This is a genomic window from Mycobacterium sp. Soil_C_30, assembly GCF_057656995.1.
The window spans coordinates 193,766-209,504 of sequence record NZ_JBDGJH010000010.1 but is presented as its reverse complement, the minus strand read 5'-3'; the positions used below and the strand labels follow the sequence as shown (position 1 = coordinate 209,504).

General features: G+C 67.4%; 13 protein-coding genes. 2 read left to right on the top strand and 11 right to left on the bottom strand.

Annotation, left to right across the window (positions count from 1 at the left end; all coding sequences use genetic code 11):
- Positions 1-50 precede the first annotated feature (50 nt).
- Positions 51-497 carry a nucleoside deaminase gene (locus AC3A6P_RS20135; RefSeq protein WP_487693464.1) on the bottom strand — a complete coding sequence of 149 codons (447 nt, stop codon included), beginning with the start codon at positions 495-497 and terminating at the stop codon, positions 51-53.
- Positions 498-624: 127 nt separating this feature from the next.
- Positions 625-1,257: a mycothiol-dependent nitroreductase Rv2466c family protein gene (locus tag AC3A6P_RS20130; RefSeq protein ID WP_487693463.1), complete on the bottom strand. Its 633-nt coding sequence runs from the start codon at positions 1,255-1,257 to the stop codon at positions 625-627.
- 149 nt (positions 1,258-1,406) lie between these two features.
- On the opposite strand from AC3A6P_RS20130, the gene pepN reads away from it, so the two are divergent.
- Complete coding sequence (gene pepN, locus AC3A6P_RS20125; RefSeq protein WP_487693462.1) at positions 1,407-3,992, top strand: aminopeptidase N; 2,586 nt, start codon at positions 1,407-1,409, stop codon at positions 3,990-3,992.
- Positions 3,993-4,067: 75 nt separating this feature from the next.
- On the opposite strand, the gene AC3A6P_RS20120 is transcribed toward pepN, so the two are convergent.
- From AC3A6P_RS20120 to AC3A6P_RS20100, 5 genes are all read right to left on the bottom strand, one after another.
- Positions 4,068-5,009, bottom strand: a complete 942-nt coding sequence (locus tag AC3A6P_RS20120) for an SDR family oxidoreductase (protein WP_487693461.1) — start codon at positions 5,007-5,009, stop codon at positions 4,068-4,070.
- 78 nt (positions 5,010-5,087) lie between these two features.
- Complete coding sequence (locus AC3A6P_RS20115; protein ID WP_487693460.1) at positions 5,088-5,960, bottom strand: helix-turn-helix transcriptional regulator; 873 nt, start codon at positions 5,958-5,960, stop codon at positions 5,088-5,090.
- 66 nt (positions 5,961-6,026) lie between these two features.
- On the bottom strand, positions 6,027-6,509 hold the full coding sequence (locus AC3A6P_RS20110) for a DUF5130 domain-containing protein (protein ID WP_487693459.1): 483 nt from the start codon (positions 6,507-6,509) through the stop codon (positions 6,027-6,029).
- The gene (gene ctaJ, locus AC3A6P_RS20105; protein WP_487693509.1) at positions 6,496-6,702 is read right to left on the bottom strand and encodes an aa3-type cytochrome oxidase subunit CtaJ; all 207 of its coding nucleotides are present in this window, start codon (positions 6,700-6,702) and stop codon (positions 6,496-6,498) included. The genes AC3A6P_RS20110 and ctaJ overlap by 14 nt, the downstream gene beginning before the upstream one ends.
- 80 nt (positions 6,703-6,782) lie before the next feature.
- Positions 6,783-7,430, bottom strand: coding sequence for an HNH endonuclease (locus AC3A6P_RS20100; RefSeq protein WP_487693458.1), 648 nt, complete (start codon positions 7,428-7,430; stop codon positions 6,783-6,785).
- A 101-nt stretch (positions 7,431-7,531) separates the two neighbouring features.
- On the opposite strand from AC3A6P_RS20100, the gene AC3A6P_RS20095 reads away from it, so the two are divergent.
- Entirely contained in the window at positions 7,532-7,978 is a 447-nt protein-coding gene (locus tag AC3A6P_RS20095; protein ID WP_487693457.1) for a globin, read from the top strand.
- 49 nt (positions 7,979-8,027) lie between these two features.
- Here AC3A6P_RS20095 and AC3A6P_RS20090 read toward each other — a convergent pair whose 3' ends face one another.
- From AC3A6P_RS20090 to ettA, 4 genes are read right to left on the bottom strand one after another with little or no spacing between them, the layout of a single operon-like run.
- Positions 8,028-8,714 (bottom strand): DUF8010 domain-containing protein, encoded by a 687-nt coding sequence (locus AC3A6P_RS20090; protein ID WP_487693456.1) that lies wholly within the window; start codon positions 8,712-8,714, stop codon positions 8,028-8,030.
- A complete protein-coding gene (locus AC3A6P_RS20085; RefSeq protein ID WP_487693455.1) occupies positions 8,702-9,115 on the bottom strand; it encodes an acyl-CoA thioesterase in 414 nt (137 codons plus the stop codon). The genes AC3A6P_RS20090 and AC3A6P_RS20085 overlap by 13 nt, the downstream gene beginning before the upstream one ends.
- Positions 9,112-13,989, bottom strand: a complete 4,878-nt coding sequence (locus AC3A6P_RS20080) for an NAD-glutamate dehydrogenase (RefSeq protein ID WP_487693454.1) — start codon at positions 13,987-13,989, stop codon at positions 9,112-9,114. Before AC3A6P_RS20080 ends, AC3A6P_RS20085 begins: the two co-directional genes overlap by 4 nt.
- 53 nt (positions 13,990-14,042) lie before the next feature.
- Complete coding sequence (gene ettA, locus AC3A6P_RS20075) at positions 14,043-15,716, bottom strand: energy-dependent translational throttle protein EttA (protein ID WP_487693452.1); 1,674 nt, start codon at positions 15,714-15,716, stop codon at positions 14,043-14,045.
- Positions 15,717-15,739: the final 23 nt, after the last annotated feature.

Below are 15,739 nucleotides of genomic sequence, written 5' to 3'. Positions count from 1 at the left end.
GGTCCGCACCCGCTTCACGTATGTCGGGTCTCTCCGACGATCCACCGGAGTCAGGGACCGACGCCGATGTCCTCGTTCCACAGCGCGGGCTCCGCGGCGATGAACTCCGTCATCATGGCGACGCAGCGTTCGTCGTCGAGCACGGTGACGCTCACTCCGTGCTCGGCCAGCCAATCGTGCCCGCCGGTGAACGTGCGACTCTCCCCGATCACCACCGCGCCGATGTTGAACTGACGCACCAGACCGCTGCAGTACCAGCAGGGCGACAGCGTGGTGACCATGACGGTGGAGCGGTAGTCTCGCTGCCGCCCGGCGGCCCGGAACGCGTCCGTCTCGGCATGCACAGAGGGGTCGTCCTGCTGTACGCGCCGGTTGTGGCCGCTGCCCAGAAGCACGCCGTCGGCGCTGAACAACGCGGCACCGATCGGTATCCCGCCCTCGTCCAGACCTTTTTGTGCTTCTGCATACGCCACATCGAGCATCTCCGCGGGTGTCATGGGATACACCGTGGCCTTCGATCCGCTGGGGTGCAACAGCAGAGACGAAATGACCTGCGGGTCAATCGAACCGGCGCCCCGGCTCCGGAGGAGTCGCCGGCTCCGCACCGGCAACTCCCCCGTCGGCTCAGTCGAACTCGGGACGCTCGGTACGGCTGCGCTTGAGCTCCCAGAAGTGCGGGTACGACGCGAACGTCACCGAGGCATCCCACAGCTTGCCGGCTTCCTCGCCGCGCGGGATACGTGAGAGCACCGGGCCGAAGAAGGCGACACCGTTGACGTGGATGGTGGGGGTGCCGACGTCCTCGCCGACGGCGTCCATGCCGGCGTGGTGGCTCTTGCGCAGCGCGTCGTCGTATTTGTCGGTCTTGGCCGCCTCGGCCAATTCGGCGGGCAACCCGGCCTGCGCCAGGGCTTTGGGGATCACGTCGTCAAAGTCTTTGTTGTCCTCGTTGTGGATCAGCGTGCCCATCGCGGTGTAGAGCGGTGACAGCACCTCGGAGCCGTGCGCCTGTTCGGCGGCGATGGCCACCCGCACCGGGCCCCAGGCCTTCTTCATCATCTCCTGGTACTCCTCGGGAAGGTCACGCCCCTCGTTGAGCACCGCCAGGCTCATCACGTGGAACTCCACGTTGATGTCGCGGACCTTCTCGACTTCGAGGATCCAACGCGAGGTGATCCAGCACCACGGGCACAACGGATCGAACCAGAACCCGGCGGTGTCTTTTCCGGCGCTGCTGCCGGCAGATGCGTCTGCCATTAGGACTTCCTCTCGATGGTCAGATTTTCGTTCAGCACAACCTGTCGGTCCGGCGTTGTGTTCCCGGCCGCGGCCCGACACAAGCCAGTAGACCAAGATTCTCCGTCAGTAGCGCGCACCTGGTGTCACGGCCATTAGTGTTGGCGGGCGTGGCACTTCCCAATCTGACTCAGGATCAGGCGGCCGAGCGCGCGGCGCTGGTGACCGTCGACAGCTACCGCATCTCGTTGGACCTCACCGACGGCAGCGGCGCACCGGGGGAACGCACGTTCCGATCGGTGACGACCATCGAATTCGACGCGCTCGCCGGCGCGGACACTTACCTCGACATCGCAGCCGATACCGTGCGAAGCGCCACCCTCAACGGCCACGAACTGGACGTCTCCGGCTATGACGAGTCCACCGGCATCGCCTTGTCCGGCCTGGCCGAGCACAACGTCGTCGTCGTCGACGCCGACTGCCTCTACTCCAACACCGGGGAGGGGCTGCATCGCTTCGTCGACCCGGTGGACGGCGAGGTGTACCTGTACTCGCAGTTCGAGACCGCCGACGCCAAGCGGATGTTCGCCTGCTTCGACCAGCCCGACCTCAAGGCCGCCTTCGACGTCACGGTCACCGCGCCCGCACATTGGCAGGTGATCTCCAACGGCGCCACCACCCTGGTCGAGGACGCCGACGGCGCGAAGATCCACACCTTCGCCACCACGCCGCGGATGAGCACCTACCTGGCCGCGTTGATCGCCGGTCCGTACGCCCGCTGGGACGACACCTACAGCGACGAGCACGGCGAGATCCCGCTGGGTATCTTCTGCCGCGCCTCGCTGGCCGAGTTCATGGACGAAGAACGCCTGTTCACCGAAACCAAGCAGGGTTTCGCGTTCTACCACAACAACTTCGGGACGCCGTACGCGTTCGGCAAGTACGACCAGCTGTTCGTGCCGGAATTCAACGCCGGCGCCATGGAGAATGCCGGCGCGGTGACATTCCTCGAGGATTACGTGTTCCGCAGCAAGGTCACCCGGGCGTCCTACGAGCGCCGTGCCGAGACTGTCCTGCACGAGATGGCGCACATGTGGTTCGGCGATCTGGTCACCATGCAGTGGTGGGACGACCTGTGGCTCAACGAGTCCTTCGCGACCTTCGCCTCGGTGCTGTGCCAGGCCGAGGCCACCGAGTACACCGAGGCCTGGACCACCTTCGCCAATGTCGAGAAGTCCTGGGCCTACCGGCAGGACCAGCTGCCCTCCACTCACCCGGTGGCCGCCGAGATCCCCGACCTGCATGCCGTCGAGGTAAACTTCGACGGCATCACCTACGCCAAGGGCGCCAGCGTGCTCAAGCAGCTGGTGGCCTACGTCGGGTTGGAGTCCTTCCTCGCGGGGCTGCGGGACTACTTCCGTGACCACGCGTTCGCCAACGCCACGTTCGGCGATCTGCTCGGGGCGCTGGAAAAGTCCTCCGGCCGGGATCTGTCCGGCTGGGGCCGGCAGTGGCTGAAGACCACTGGCCTCAACACGCTGCGCGCCGACTTCGACGTCGACGATGACGGCACGTTCACCCGGTTCGCCATCACGCAGAGCGGGGCTGCGCCGGGCGCCGGCGAAACCCGCGTGCACCGGCTGGCAGTGGGCATCTATGACGACGACGGCTCCGGCAAGTTGGTACGGGTGCACCGCGAGGAACTCGACATCGAGGGCGAGTCCACCGAAGTTGCTGCCTTGCAGGGTGTTTCGCGGGGCAAGTTGATCCTGGTCAACGATGACGACCTGACGTACTGCGCCTCGCGACTCGATGCCGAGTCGCTGAAGACGGCGCTGAGCCGGATCGCCGACATCAGCGAGCCGCTGCCCCGCACCCTGGTGTGGTCGGCCGCCTGGGAGATGACCCGCGAAGCCGAGCTGAAGGCGCGTGACTTCGTGGCGTTGGTGATGAGCGGGCTGCACGCCGAGACCGAGGTCGGTGTCGCGCAACGGCTGGTCCTGCAGGCGCAGACCGCGCTGGGCTCCTACGCCGACCCGGGCTGGGCCACCACCACCGGCTGGCCGGCGTTCGCCGACAAGCTGCTGGACCTGGCCCGCGAATCGCAGCCGGGCTCGGACCACCAGCTGGCATTCGTCAACGCGCTGTGCACGTCGGTGCTGTCGCGCAACCACGTCGCGGTGCTGGCCACCTTGCTGGACAACGAGCCCGCCGCGGTGAATCTGTCCGGCCTGGTGATCGACACCGATCTGCGCTGGCGGATCGTGACCGCCCTGGCCGCCAGCGGCGATATCGACGCCGACGGTACGGAGACGCCGTTCATCGACAGGGAGGCGGCCACCGACCCCACCGCGGCAGGACGGCGCAATGCCGCCGCGGCCGCCGCCGCGCGCCCCCAGGCCGAGGTCAAGAACGCCGCCTGGACGCAGGTCATCGAGGACGACACGCTGGCCAACATCACCGGCCGCGCCATCATCGGCGGCATCGTCCGACCCGGTCAGAGCGAGCTGCTGCTGCCGTTCACCGAGCGCTATTTCGAGACCATCAGCTCGGTGTGGGAGCGGCGGTCCAGCGAGGTGGCCCAGACGGTGGTCGTCGGGCTATACCCGTCGTGGGACATCAGCCAGGCCGCACTCGACGCCGCCGACCGGTTCCTGGCCGACCCGGAGGTCCCGCCGGCACTGCGCCGGCTGGTGCTCGAAGGCCGTGCGGGAGTGGAGCGTTCGCTGCGCGCCCGCACCTTCGACGTCAGCTGACCACCTCACCGCGAGGGCGCGTGTTTGTACACCGACACTCCGTGTGAGGCGTACAAACACGCGCCCTCGCGGGGCTCAGCTCGCCGTCGCGAACTGCACACCGACCAGCGCTTCGGACCTCTCCCACAAGCGGGCGGCGTCGGCGGCGTCCCGGGCAGGCCGGTACACCTGCTGCTCGGCCGGCGGTCCCGCCAGATTCCTGAACCCGCTGGGACCGTAGAGCTTCCCCCCGTCGGCGGACGGGTTGGTAGCGGCGTACAACGCGGTCGACAAACCCTGCTCGACGGTCTGCAACACTCCCAGCCGGGCCAGCAACCGGATGATCCGGACGCTCATCGTGTCGCTGGTGCGGCCCAGATGGGGCTGGGCGGCAAGCAGATTGGTGGCGGTCACCCCGGGATGTGAGGCATTGCTGGTGATCCCCCACCGGGCCCGCTGACTGCGGCGGTGGAGTTCGAGGGCGAACATCAGATTGGCGATCTTCGACTGGCTGTACGCCCGGCCCGCAGAGTAGGACTGCTCGAAGTTGAGGTCGTCCCAATTGATCTCGTTGCCGGCAGCCGAGATACTCGACTGCGTGGTGACCCGCGCCCGGCCGGCCCGCAGCAGAGGCAGCAGTCGCGCGGTGAGCGCAAAATGGCCGAGATGGTTGGTGCCCCACTGCAATTCGAAGCCATCGGCCGTGGTCTGGCGGCTCGGCGGGTTCATCACTCCGGCGTTGTTGATCAGGATGTGGACCGGCCTGCCCTCGCCGACCAGCTCACCGGCGAAGTCGGCGACCGACTGCAGTGACGACAGGTCGAGACGACGGACGTCGACGACGGCCTCCCGCGCGGCGGACCGAACACGGTCTGCCGCCGCTTTGCCCTTGTCGGCGTTGCGCACCGGCAGGATCACCTCTGCCCCCGCCGCGGCGAGCCGGCCTGCCAAGCCGAAGCCGATACCGTCGCTGCCGCCGGTGATCACCGCCAACCTGCCGCTCAGGTCCGGAACGTCCACCGTGAATCTGCCTACCATGTGAAACTCCTCGAATACTCGTCGCTGTGCTGGCAGTACCGAGATTTCCGGAGCGCGCCGATCACATTCAGAGTGGAGTCATCCACCGACCGGCAGTCCCTGGCTTACCCGGTTGTCGCGCTGATGGGACTCGGGATCGGCTCCCAAGGCGGCGAGCTTGGCGTAGCTCGGCGTTCCCGGGTCGGCGGTGAACACCAGCAAGGTGTGCAGTTGCACGGCGTCGTAGAGGATCTGGCAATGCACGTGGAGCACCCCGAGCTTCGGGTGCACCAGCCGCTTGGTGCGCGCGGTGTTGCCCGAGACATCGTGCCGTTTCCACAGATCGGCGAACTCGGCGCTGCGCTCCAGGAGATCCTCGACGATCTGCGCTGCCCTCGAACCGGCACCGTCGCGGGTATAGGCCACCCGGGCACCGGCGGTGAAGTCCCGCCCGATCGTGGGGTGATCCTCGGCCGGGTACAGCCCACGGGCGTCGTCATCGGTGAACCAGCGATACACCACGCTTCGCGCGAAACCTCGGTAGACCGTCTCGTCACCCATCAGTGCGCGCGCAGCCGGCGTCTGGACCAGCGTCTCCCCCAGCGCCGACATCACCTGGGCCGGGGTGTCGTGCAGGCGGTCGAGGATCCGCAGCGTAGCCGGGCTGACATGCTCGCCGCCGAGAGTGCGTGCCGGCGCATTGTGCCCGGCCAACCGGAAGAGGTGATCGCGTTCGTCGATCGTCAGGCGCAGCGCCCTGGCCAGGGATGCCAGCACCTCCACCGACGGTTGCGGCGCACGTTGCTGTTCCATCCTGGTGTAGTAGTCGGTCGAGATCACCGCCAAGGCGGCGACCTCCTCGCGGCGTAGACCCGCGGTGCGCCGGCGCGGACCGACGGGCAGCCCGACGTCGCCGGGTGTCAACGTCTCGCGGCGGGTGCGCAGGAAGTCGGCGAGCTGTCCTTGGTCCATCCCCTCAGTGTCGCGATGGACGCAGCGACGTGCCAGGGATCGCCAGACCCCCGTTGGGGCCCCGGGCTAAGGGCGGGAGATCCCTGCCGACAGGACGCGAATGGCGCTGACGAGACCGTCGATGAGATTGCCCTCGCGGAACGCCGACGTCGCGGCGGCCACTCCGAGGGGCGCGGCGGACTCGGCACCTCGGCCCTGCAGTCCGGCGCCGTAGACCACCTCGATGACCTTCTGATTCGGTGACACGGCGATCAGTACGGCCTCGTTGGGGGTGGGCACCTTGGCCAGGATGGCCCGCGCCGCGGCGGCGGTGGGTGCACCCAGCTCACCGATGTAGACGGCGAACCGGGCCTTGGAGGCCCGGGAACCGAACTTCAGCGCCTCGTCGAGCTCCACCCGCTCCTGAATGGAGAACGGATAGGTCTCCGACAGGTGGCCCGGCTCGGTGACGCCCGACAGCCGGCCGCTGTAGGTGACTGCCCACCCGTAGGGCAGGTTCTCGGACTCGCGCTTCAGCACCTCGGTGTCGTGGTGTTCACCACTTGCCACTTGCGCCACCTCCAACCGTGAATTCGTGCGAACCATGTCCATGCGCGTCGCCGATGACCTCACCGGTGGCCGCCCACAGGATGGGCTCGTGGGTCCACTGCTCAGAGAGCTTGTAGGACTTCGGGTGCGGGCCGGGCTTGCGCCAGATCAGCAGAGCGAGCACCGCGGCCAGCAGCAGCGGCACCCCTCCCATCACGGAGTGGGCGATAGCGGTTTCGGTCACGACGCAAATTTATCCCACCCACTACACGCTGTCGGAGTGAGCCACGGATTTCAGGCCGCGCCCTCGCCCAGATAGCGCACCCACGCGGGGTCGAGCTCCTTGACCGTCGACAGCAGCCGCCAGTGCTGACCCTTGGGCGGGGTGGGGGTCACCCGCAGTGTCCAGCCCAGTTCCGAGAGCAGTTTGTCGGCCTTGCGGTGGTTACAGGTGGAGCAGCAGGCCACGCAGTTCTCCCAGGTGTGCTCGCCGCCGAGGCTGCGTGGGACCACGTGATCCACGGTGTCGGCCTTCGCCCCGCAGTACGCGCAGCGGAACCGGTCGCGGTGCATCAGCGCGGCACGGGTCATCGGGATCCGGGCGCGGTACGGCACCCGGACGAAGGTGCGCAGCCGGATCACCGAGGGAACCACGATGGTGCGCGACGCCGAGTGGATCACCGGTCCGGACGGGTCGTCGTGTACGACGTCGGCCTTGCCGCACAGCAGCATCACGATGGCCCGCCGCATCGGCAGTGCGGTCAACGGCTCGTAGGTGGAGTTCAACAGCAGCACCCGACGCCGGCCCCATACCGAATTGCCATCGGTCGGCGGTACGACGGTCTCGACACTGTGCAGAGACGCCCCGACAGTGGACCCGGAACGGCCCACCGCGACGCGGTGTCCAACCCTATTCAGTTGGTTTCGCTTGCGCTGGGCCATTGGTCCCTCCGCGGACAGTCCACCATGGATCCGCGGCCGCCGCACGACAATTTCGGCCGTGTTCGCAGGTCAATCCGGTGAACATCGCGTGACGTGTCGAAATGCCCCCGGGCCGGGACGGGCACCGGGGCCGGAAAGTGAACAATGGGGGTGTGCCCGAGGACCCCCAGACCTTCTACGACGCCGTCGGCGGTGCCGCCACCTTCCACAAAATCGTGTCGCGGTTCTACGAGCAGGTCGCCGAGGACGAGATCCTGCGGCCCCTCTACCCCGACGACGACCTGCCCGGCGCCGAGGTCCGCCTGCGGATGTTCCTCGAGCAGTACTGGGGCGGGCCGCGCACCTACTCCGAGCAGCGGGGGCATCCGAGGCTGCGGATGCGTCATCACCCGTTTCGGATCGGCCCGCTGGAGCGTGACGCGTGGCTGCGGTGCATGCACACCGCTGTCGCCGAGATCGACTGCGACACCCTCGACGACGAGCACCGCAAGGCGCTGCTGGACTACCTGGAGATGGCGGCCCACTCGATGATGAACTCGCCTTTCTGAGTGATTTGGGCGCGTTCATAACCGCTCAGCGGTTATGAACGCGCCCAAATCACCGAAGAACGAGGGCCGGGTCGCCGCGGCGGCGGTACACCGACCCGAACCGGGCATCGATCCGCAGCCACGCCGGCAACACCCGCACCCGCACGATCTCGTCGGCCGCCACCGACTCCGGCGCGAACTCGTCGTCACCTTTGCCCGACTGCGGCAGGAAACGCATGGCGGTCAGCGCGAACACACACCGCATCGGGATTCCGACGGTCACCCCGTCGGCGCTGACGCTGATCACTTCCTGATCCAGCAGCGACACCGGCGGGCCCTGACTGCTGCCGTGCTCGCGGGCCAACGCCACGCCGCGCTGGGCGAGGTCGAGCATCACCCTGGCGGGAACGTCATCGAGGTGCGCGAACCCCTGTTCCGGCGGCAGAGCCCCACGCCAGGCCGAATCCATCGACCAGCCCGGGTCCACGAAGCCGACACGGTCGACGGCTCGCAGCCCCTGCAGCAGCGCATCGGCCCCGGCGGACAGGTCGTCGGGCCGCACAGTCCCGGCGAGCGCCCGGCCCGCCAGGACATCGAAGTTGGTCGCCACCCACGCCCCCAGCAGTCCGTTGGCGCGGGCCCTGATCCGGATCACGGCCGCGTCGTCCAGGCGGTGCGCCCGCTCGGCGAACATCGTCAGGTCGGCGCGGTGGGCGGGGTCGGGCAGCCACAGCCCCCGCTCGCCTACCGGACCCATTTCTCCAGGTATTCACGATGCGCCGGCGACAACCGGACCAGCTTCTGCTCGTCGATGTCGAAGGCCGCCAGCTGGCTCTCGGCGATCACGGCGGGCTTGGAGTCGGGCTCGGCGTTGACCGAGCGCACCTCATAGCCGAGCGTGAAATCGACTGCCCGCAAACGGTTCACCCAGATGCTGACCTGCAGGGGTGAGTCGATCAGCCGCAGCTGACCCTTGTAGGACACCTTGACCTCGGCGATCAGCAGACCGACTTCTGCGATGGTGGGCCCGAACGCCGGCGACAGGAAGGGGACGCGGGCCTCCTCCAGGATCGTCACCATGGTGGCGTGGTTGACGTGCTGGTACATGTCGATGTCCGACCAGCGCACGCCGACGGGAGTCACATACGGCTGGCTCACGTGGAGGACCCCGCCCCCTGCGAGCGGGTCATGTTGCGGATCTGCCGGGCCGCCACCGACAGCGTGGCGAGGTCGCGCTCGTCATCGGCATAGATCTCGTCGAGAGTGCCCTGCGCGCGTTCCAGCCGGGAACCGTTGGTGTGATGCCACTCGGCGATCTTCTCCTCACCGCTTTCATCCGGTTCACCGACGGCCAGCACATCGAAGGTGAGCGAACGGATGGAACTGTAGATGTCGTCCCGAATCGCCAAGCGAGCCAGGGAATGCCAACGGTCATCCCTTGGCAGCCCGGACACCGCGGTCAGCAGTCCGTCGGTACCGAGATGGTCCATCAGCGCGAAGTAGGTGTCGGCGACCTCCACCTCGTCGCGGTCCACGATGTCGGCGACGTCGATGATGTCGAGCAGGCTGTACTGGTACAGACCGCTGGAGACCATGTAGGCCAAGTCCTCGGGCACCCCGTGCGAGGCGAACTCCGCGGCCTCCTTGGCCACGATCGCCTTGTCGTCACCGCGCAGCCACTCCCCCATCCGCGGCGTGAGCGCGGCGACCTTGGCGGCGAACCGGTTGATCTCCGCGCCGACAGCCAGCGGCTGCGGCCGGTTGTTCAGCAGCCACCGGCCGGCGCGATCGATGAGACGGCGCAGGTCGAGCGTCATGCGGTCCGAGACATGAACGGGCACATGGTTTTCCAGGCTTACGGCGCGCAGACGCCGCCACACCTCGCCGACACCGAAGATCGCATCGGTGGCCACGTAGGTGCGCACGGCATCCACCGGCCCGACACCCACGTCCTCGGTGATCCGGTAGGCGAAGCTGATACCCGCGGTGTCGACGAGGTCGTTGACCAGCATGGTGGTCACGATCTCGCGCCTGAGCTGGTGACTGCGGATCTCGGTTGCGAACCGATCACGCAGTGGCGCAGGGAAATACGAGGGCAGCCGGGCGGCGAAGACGTCCTGATCGGGCAGCTCGCTGGCCAGCACCTCGTCTTTGAGCGCCAGCTTCACATGCGCCATCAGCGTGGCGAGCTCTGGTGAGGTCAGCCCCAGGCCCGCGTCGGTGCGCCGGCGGATCTCCTTGTCCGACGGCAGCGCTTCCAGTTCACGGTTGAGCCCACGGCGGGCCTCCAGCTCTTTGATCTGGCGCGCATGCACATTGAGCAGACTGGCCGCATTGGCACGGCTGGTGCCCATCAGGTCGTTCTGTTCGATGTTGTCGGCCAGCACCAGCTCGCCCACCTCATCGGTCATCGATTCCAGCAGGGCGGTGCGCTCGCCGGCCTCGACCTTGCCCTGTGTGACCAGCGAATCGACCAGGATCTTGATGTTCACTTCGTGGTCGGAGCAGTCGACTCCTGCGGAGTTGTCCAGGGCGTCGGTGTTGATCCGGCCACCGGCCAGGTCGAACTCAATCCGGCCCAGTGAGGTGACGCCCAGGTTGCCGCCTTCGCCGATCACCTTGGCGCGCACCTGGTTTCCGTTGACGCGCACCGGGTCGTTGGCCCGGTCGCCGACGTCGGCGTCGGACTGGCTCTCGGCCTTGATGTAGGTCCCGATGCCGCCGTTCCACAGCAGGTCGACGGGGGCCTGCAGGATCGCCTTCACCAGCGCGGGTGGGGTCAGTTCGGCGACCTCGCCCAGTCCGAGCGCGGCGCGCACCTCGGGGCTGATCGGGATCGATTTCTGCTCGCGGCTGTAGATGCCGCCGCCGGCGGAGATCAGGGACCTGTCGTAGTCCTCCCAGCTGGACCGGGGCAGGTCGAACAGTCGCCGGCGCTCGGCGAAACTGCGCGCGGCATCCGGTGTGGGATCCAGGAAGATGTGCAGGTGGTTGAAGGCCGCCACCAGCTGGATGTGCTCCGAGAGCAGCATGCCGTTGCCGAACACGTCACCGCTCATGTCGCCGATGCCGACGACGGTGAAATCTTGCGCCTGGGTGTCCACCCCCATCTCGCGGAAGTGGCGTTTGACGCTTTCCCACGCGCCTTTGGCGGTGATGCCCATCGCCTTGTGGTCGTAGCCCACCGATCCGCCCGACGCGAACGCGTCACCCAACCAGAACCCGTAGGACTTGGCGACGTCGTTGGCGATATCGCTGAACGTCGCGGTGCCCTTGTCGGCGGCCACCACCAGATAGGCGTCGTCGCCGTCACGGCGCACCACCCGGTCGGGGGCCGTCACCGCACCTGGGCCGCGGTCCCCGCCCGCGGTTCGATCGATGTTGTCGGTGACGTCGAGCAACCCGGAGATGAACAACCGGTAGCACGCGACGCCTTCGGCCCTGGTTGCGTCGCGGTCGACGGCGGCGTCACCGGTGGGCAACGGCGGATTCTTCACGACGAAACCGCCTTTGGCGCCCACCGGCACGATGACGGCGTTCTTCACCGCCTGGGCTTTGACAAGCCCGAGGACTTCGGTGCGGAAGTCCTCCCGGCGGTCCGACCACCGCAGGCCACCGCGGGCCACCGACCCGAACCGCAGGTGCACCCCCTCGACGCGCGGCGAGTACACGAAGATCTCGAATTTCGGCCGGGGCAGCGGCAACTCGTCGATCAGCCCAGGGTTGAGTTTGAAGGCCAGCACACCGCTGCGGCGGGCCGAGTTCTCCCGCGTGACGAAGTAATTGGTGCGCAGGGTGGCCTGGATCAACGATGCGAAGGCACGCAGCACCCGGTCGGTGTCCAGGCTCACCAGCGCGTCAATGTCGGCGGCGACGCTGGCCGCCGCCAGCTGTGCACGCTGCGACCGGTCCGCCTCGGGCAGATCGGGATCGAAGATGGCCTCGAACAGCTCCACCATGGAGCGGGCCGTGTGCGCGTTGCTGTTGACCACGCTTTCGATGTGCGACTGGCTGTACGGAAACCCGGCCTGCCGCAGGTATTTCGCGTACGACCGGACGATCGCCACCTGCTGGTAGGTCAGGCCCGCCCGCAGCACCAGCTCGTTGAACCGGTCGATCTCCACTCGTCCCTGCCAGATGGCCGTGACGGTGTCGGCGAACCGGGCGGCGACGTCGGCGACCTCTTCGGGGGCAGCCGGCGCGATGGTCGGATGCGGCGAGATGCGGAACTGGTAGAGCCACACCGGGAGACCGTCGGGCCTGGTGACGCTGAACGGCCGTTCATCGAGGACGATCACGCCCATGCTCTGCAGCATGGGCAGCAGCTCACTCAGCGACGCCGAGCGCCCGCCCAGATACCACTTCAGCTGCGCGTTGCCGCCGTCGCCCGCGCCCTCGAACACCAGCCTGACCGAATTGTCCTGCAGCTCTTCGATGATGCTGATGTCGGCGATCGCATCCCGCGGCTCGACGGCCTGCTTGTAGACCTCGGAGAACGCGTTGGTGTAGTAGTCGGCGCGCCGCTGGTCGATGGACCCGGTGGCCACCGAAGCCTGCAACCGGTCACCCCAGGTGCGGGTGGCCTCGGTCAGCAGATTCTGGATCCGGGTTTCGTTGGCCTCGGAGACGTCGATGCTCTGCCCGTCGGTGCCGGTCGGCATCTTGACGGTGAAATGAACCAGCGCCCAGGGGGATTCACTGACACGGGCGGCGTAGTCGATACTGTTGCCGCCGAACTCGCGGACCAGGATGTCCTGCATCTCGAGCCGCACGGCCGTGGTGTAGCGGTCGCGAGGTAGATACACCAGGCAGGACACGAAGTGACCCAACTGATCGCCGCGCAGGAACAGCAACGCCCGCCGCCGCGATCCGAGGTCGATCACGGCCATCGCCATATCGCGCAGTTCCTCGGCTGTCAGTGCGAACAGCTCCGAACGCGGCACCGTCTGGATGACGTCGAGCAGCAGTTGGCCGGGGTGACTCGGGTCGTCGGCGGCCAGCGCGAGTGCCGCCCGCACCCGCTTGGCCACAAGGGGGATGTCCAGCACGTTGGCGCTCATCGCGGCCACGGTGAACAGCCCGACGAATCGATGTTCGACGGTCTGGTCGGCGCAGTGTTCGCGAACGACGACGATATACGGGTACGCGCCGTAGCGCAGGAAGCTCGGCATGGTCGCCTGCGCGAGCACCAACAGGTCCTCGGTTCTGGTGAGCTGAGGCAGCACGTCCTCGCGCAATCTGAGCACACCCAGCCGGCTCGCGGCGTCCACCGTCGCGTGGCCGTTCTCGACGGGGCAGCGCTGGTAGCCCAGCAGCACGAAATGCCCGTCGGCGAGCCAGCGCAACAGGTCCGCGACATCGTGGGAGTCCGGCCCGGGGAACCGGCCGGCATCGTCGGCGTCGACCGAGGCAGCCAGACTCAGCAGCGCCGACGCCAAGGGCACCTCGTCGAGGGCCACCTGCCGGGCGTCCGCGAGCACCCTGGGCAACGAGCGGGCGGCCTCGGCGACGGCGTCCTGATTCGCCGACTGCGCCAACTGGATGTGGATCCAGGCCTCGGTGGGCGGGGCGTCGCCGTCCGAGCGCGGCGCGATGTCCACCAGCTCACCCGAGCCGTTCCGCTGGACCCGCAGCGAGGGGTTCATGATCGCCGTATAGGCAACGCCGAGACGATGCAGCAGGACCGTCACCGAGTCCATCAACATGCCGGCCTGATCGGTGACCACCTGCAACGCCGGTCCGCGGTCCCCCGGTTGCACGGCGACGGCCACCTCGCCCGCAGCGCGTGTGCGCCCGAGCGCAAGGTGTGCGGCCAGCAGATCGGCGGACAGCCGGTCCTCGGTGCCCAGGCGGCTCAGCGCGCCGGTGTCCGCGGAGTCGACGCCGGTGCCCGGTGCGTCACCGTGCGGGCCGCGGTACGTGACGAGATAGGCCTGTCGCAGCGCCTCGGCCCGATCCGGAGAGAGCTCGGCCCACTGGAGCGGAGTTCCGGACCCCCGCTCGACACCTGTGGCACCCGGATTCACCGTCATGCGGGATCACTCCTGACTTCACTGCGTGGCCCCGTTGGCACGCAGCGGCCACATTAGTCGCGCGTGAGCCGTCGGTGTGTAACCCGGTGGGGACGAGCGGCTTCGGCACCGAGTCTTTCGATCTTGTTCTCCTCGTAGCCGCCGAAGTTGCCCTCGAACCAGAACCACTTGGCCTCGTTGTCGTCGTCGCCCTCCCACGCCAGGATGTGCGTGCAGGTGCGATCGAGGAACCAGCGATCGTGGGAGATCACCACCGCGCAGCCGGGGAAGTTCTCCAGTGCGTTCTCCAGCGAGCTCAGCGTCTCGACGTCGAGGTCGTTGGTGGGCTCGTCGAGCAGGATCAGGTTGCCGCCCTCTTTGAGGGTGAGCGCGAGGTTGAGGCGGTTGCGCTCACCACCGGAGAGCACCCCGGCCGGCTTCTGCTGATCGGGTCCTTTGAAGCCGAACGCGGAGACGTAGGCGCGGGACGGCACCTCGTTCTGACCGACCTCGATGTAGTCCAGGCCGTCGGAGACGACCTCCCAGACGTTCTTCTTCGGGTCGATGCGCGAGCGGGTCTGGTCGACGTAGGACAGCTTGACCGTCTCGCCGACCTTGACGGTGCCGCTGTCGGGCTCTTCGAGGCCCACGATGGTCTTGAAGAGGGTGGTCTTGCCGACACCGTTGGGGCCGATCACGCCGACGATGCCGTTGCGTGGCAGCGTGAAGGACAGGTCCTTGATCAGGATGCGGCCGTCGAAGCCCTTGTCCAGGTGCTCGACCTCGACGACGGTGTTGCCCAGCCGGGGACCGGTGGGGATCTGGATCTCCTCGAAGTCGAGCTTCCTCGTCTTCTCGGCCTCGGTGACCATTTCCTCATACCGCTGCAGGCGGGCCTTGTTCTTGGCCTGCCGGGCCTTTGCGCCGGAACGCACCCAGGCCAGTTCGTCCTTGAGCCGCTTCTGCAGCTTCTGGTCCTTCTTGCCCTGCACCGACAGGCGTTCGGCCTTCTTCTCCAGGTAGGTCGAGTAGTTGCCCTCGTAGGGGTAGGCGCGGCCGCGGTCGAGTTCGAGGATCCACTCGGCCACGTTGTCCAGGAAGTAACGGTCGTGGGTGACGGCCAGGATGGCGCCCGGGTACGACGCGAGGTGCTGCTCGAGCCACAGCACGCTCTCGGCGTCCAGGTGGTTGGTGGGCTCGTCGAGCAGCAGCAGGTCCGGCTTGGACAGCAGCAGTTTGCACAGCGCCACCCGGCGCTTCTCACCACCGGACAGGTGGGTCACCGGCTCATCGGGCGGCGGGCACCGCAGTGCGTCCATCGCCTGTTCCAGCTGCGAGTCGATGTCCCAGGCGTCGGCGGCGTCGAGCTCCTCCTGGAGCCGGCCCATCTCCTCCATCAGCTCGTCGGTGTAGTCGGTGGCCATCAGCTCGGCCACTTCGTTGAACCGGTTCAGCTTGGCTTTGATGGGCACGCCCTCTTCGACGTTCTCCCGCACCGTCTTGGTCTCGTCGAGTTGCGGTTCCTGCATCAGGATGCCGACGCTGGCGCCGGTGGCCAGGAACGCGTCGCCGTTGTTGGGCTTGTCGAGGCCGGCCATGATCTTCAGGACGCTGGACTTACCGGCGCCGTTGGGACCGACGACGCCGATCTTGGCGCCGGGGAGGAAGTTGAGGGTGACGTCATCGAGGATGACCTTGTCACCGTGGGCCTTGCGGACCTTTTTCATCGTGTAGATGAACTCAGCCATGCGGCAGTGCTGCCTTTCTGGTC

Coding starts and splice junctions, on each gene's coding strand:
- AC3A6P_RS20115 (WP_487693460.1), bottom strand. CDS start 5,960: ATGGACCAAGGACAGCTCGCCGACTTCCTGCGCACCCGCCGCGAGACG.
- AC3A6P_RS20100 (WP_487693458.1), bottom strand. CDS start 7,430: ATGGCCCAGCGCAAGCGAAACCAACTGAATAGGGTTGGACACCGCGTC.
- ctaJ (WP_487693509.1), bottom strand. CDS start 6,702: ATGGGAGGGGTGCCGCTGCTGCTGGCCGCGGTGCTCGCTCTGCTGATC.
- AC3A6P_RS20120 (WP_487693461.1), bottom strand. CDS start 5,009: ATGGTAGGCAGATTCACGGTGGACGTTCCGGACCTGAGCGGCAGGTTG.
- ettA (WP_487693452.1), bottom strand. CDS start 15,716: ATGGCTGAGTTCATCTACACGATGAAAAAGGTCCGCAAGGCCCACGGT.
- AC3A6P_RS20090 (WP_487693456.1), bottom strand. CDS start 8,714: ATGGGTCCGGTAGGCGAGCGGGGGCTGTGGCTGCCCGACCCCGCCCAC.
- AC3A6P_RS20095 (WP_487693457.1), top strand. CDS start 7,532: ATGCCCCCGGGCCGGGACGGGCACCGGGGCCGGAAAGTGAACAATGGG.
- AC3A6P_RS20080 (WP_487693454.1), bottom strand. CDS start 13,989: ATGACGGTGAATCCGGGTGCCACAGGTGTCGAGCGGGGGTCCGGAACT.
- AC3A6P_RS20130 (WP_487693463.1), bottom strand. CDS start 1,257: ATGGCAGACGCATCTGCCGGCAGCAGCGCCGGAAAAGACACCGCCGGG.
- AC3A6P_RS20135 (WP_487693464.1), bottom strand. CDS start 497: ATGACACCCGCGGAGATGCTCGATGTGGCGTATGCAGAAGCACAAAAA.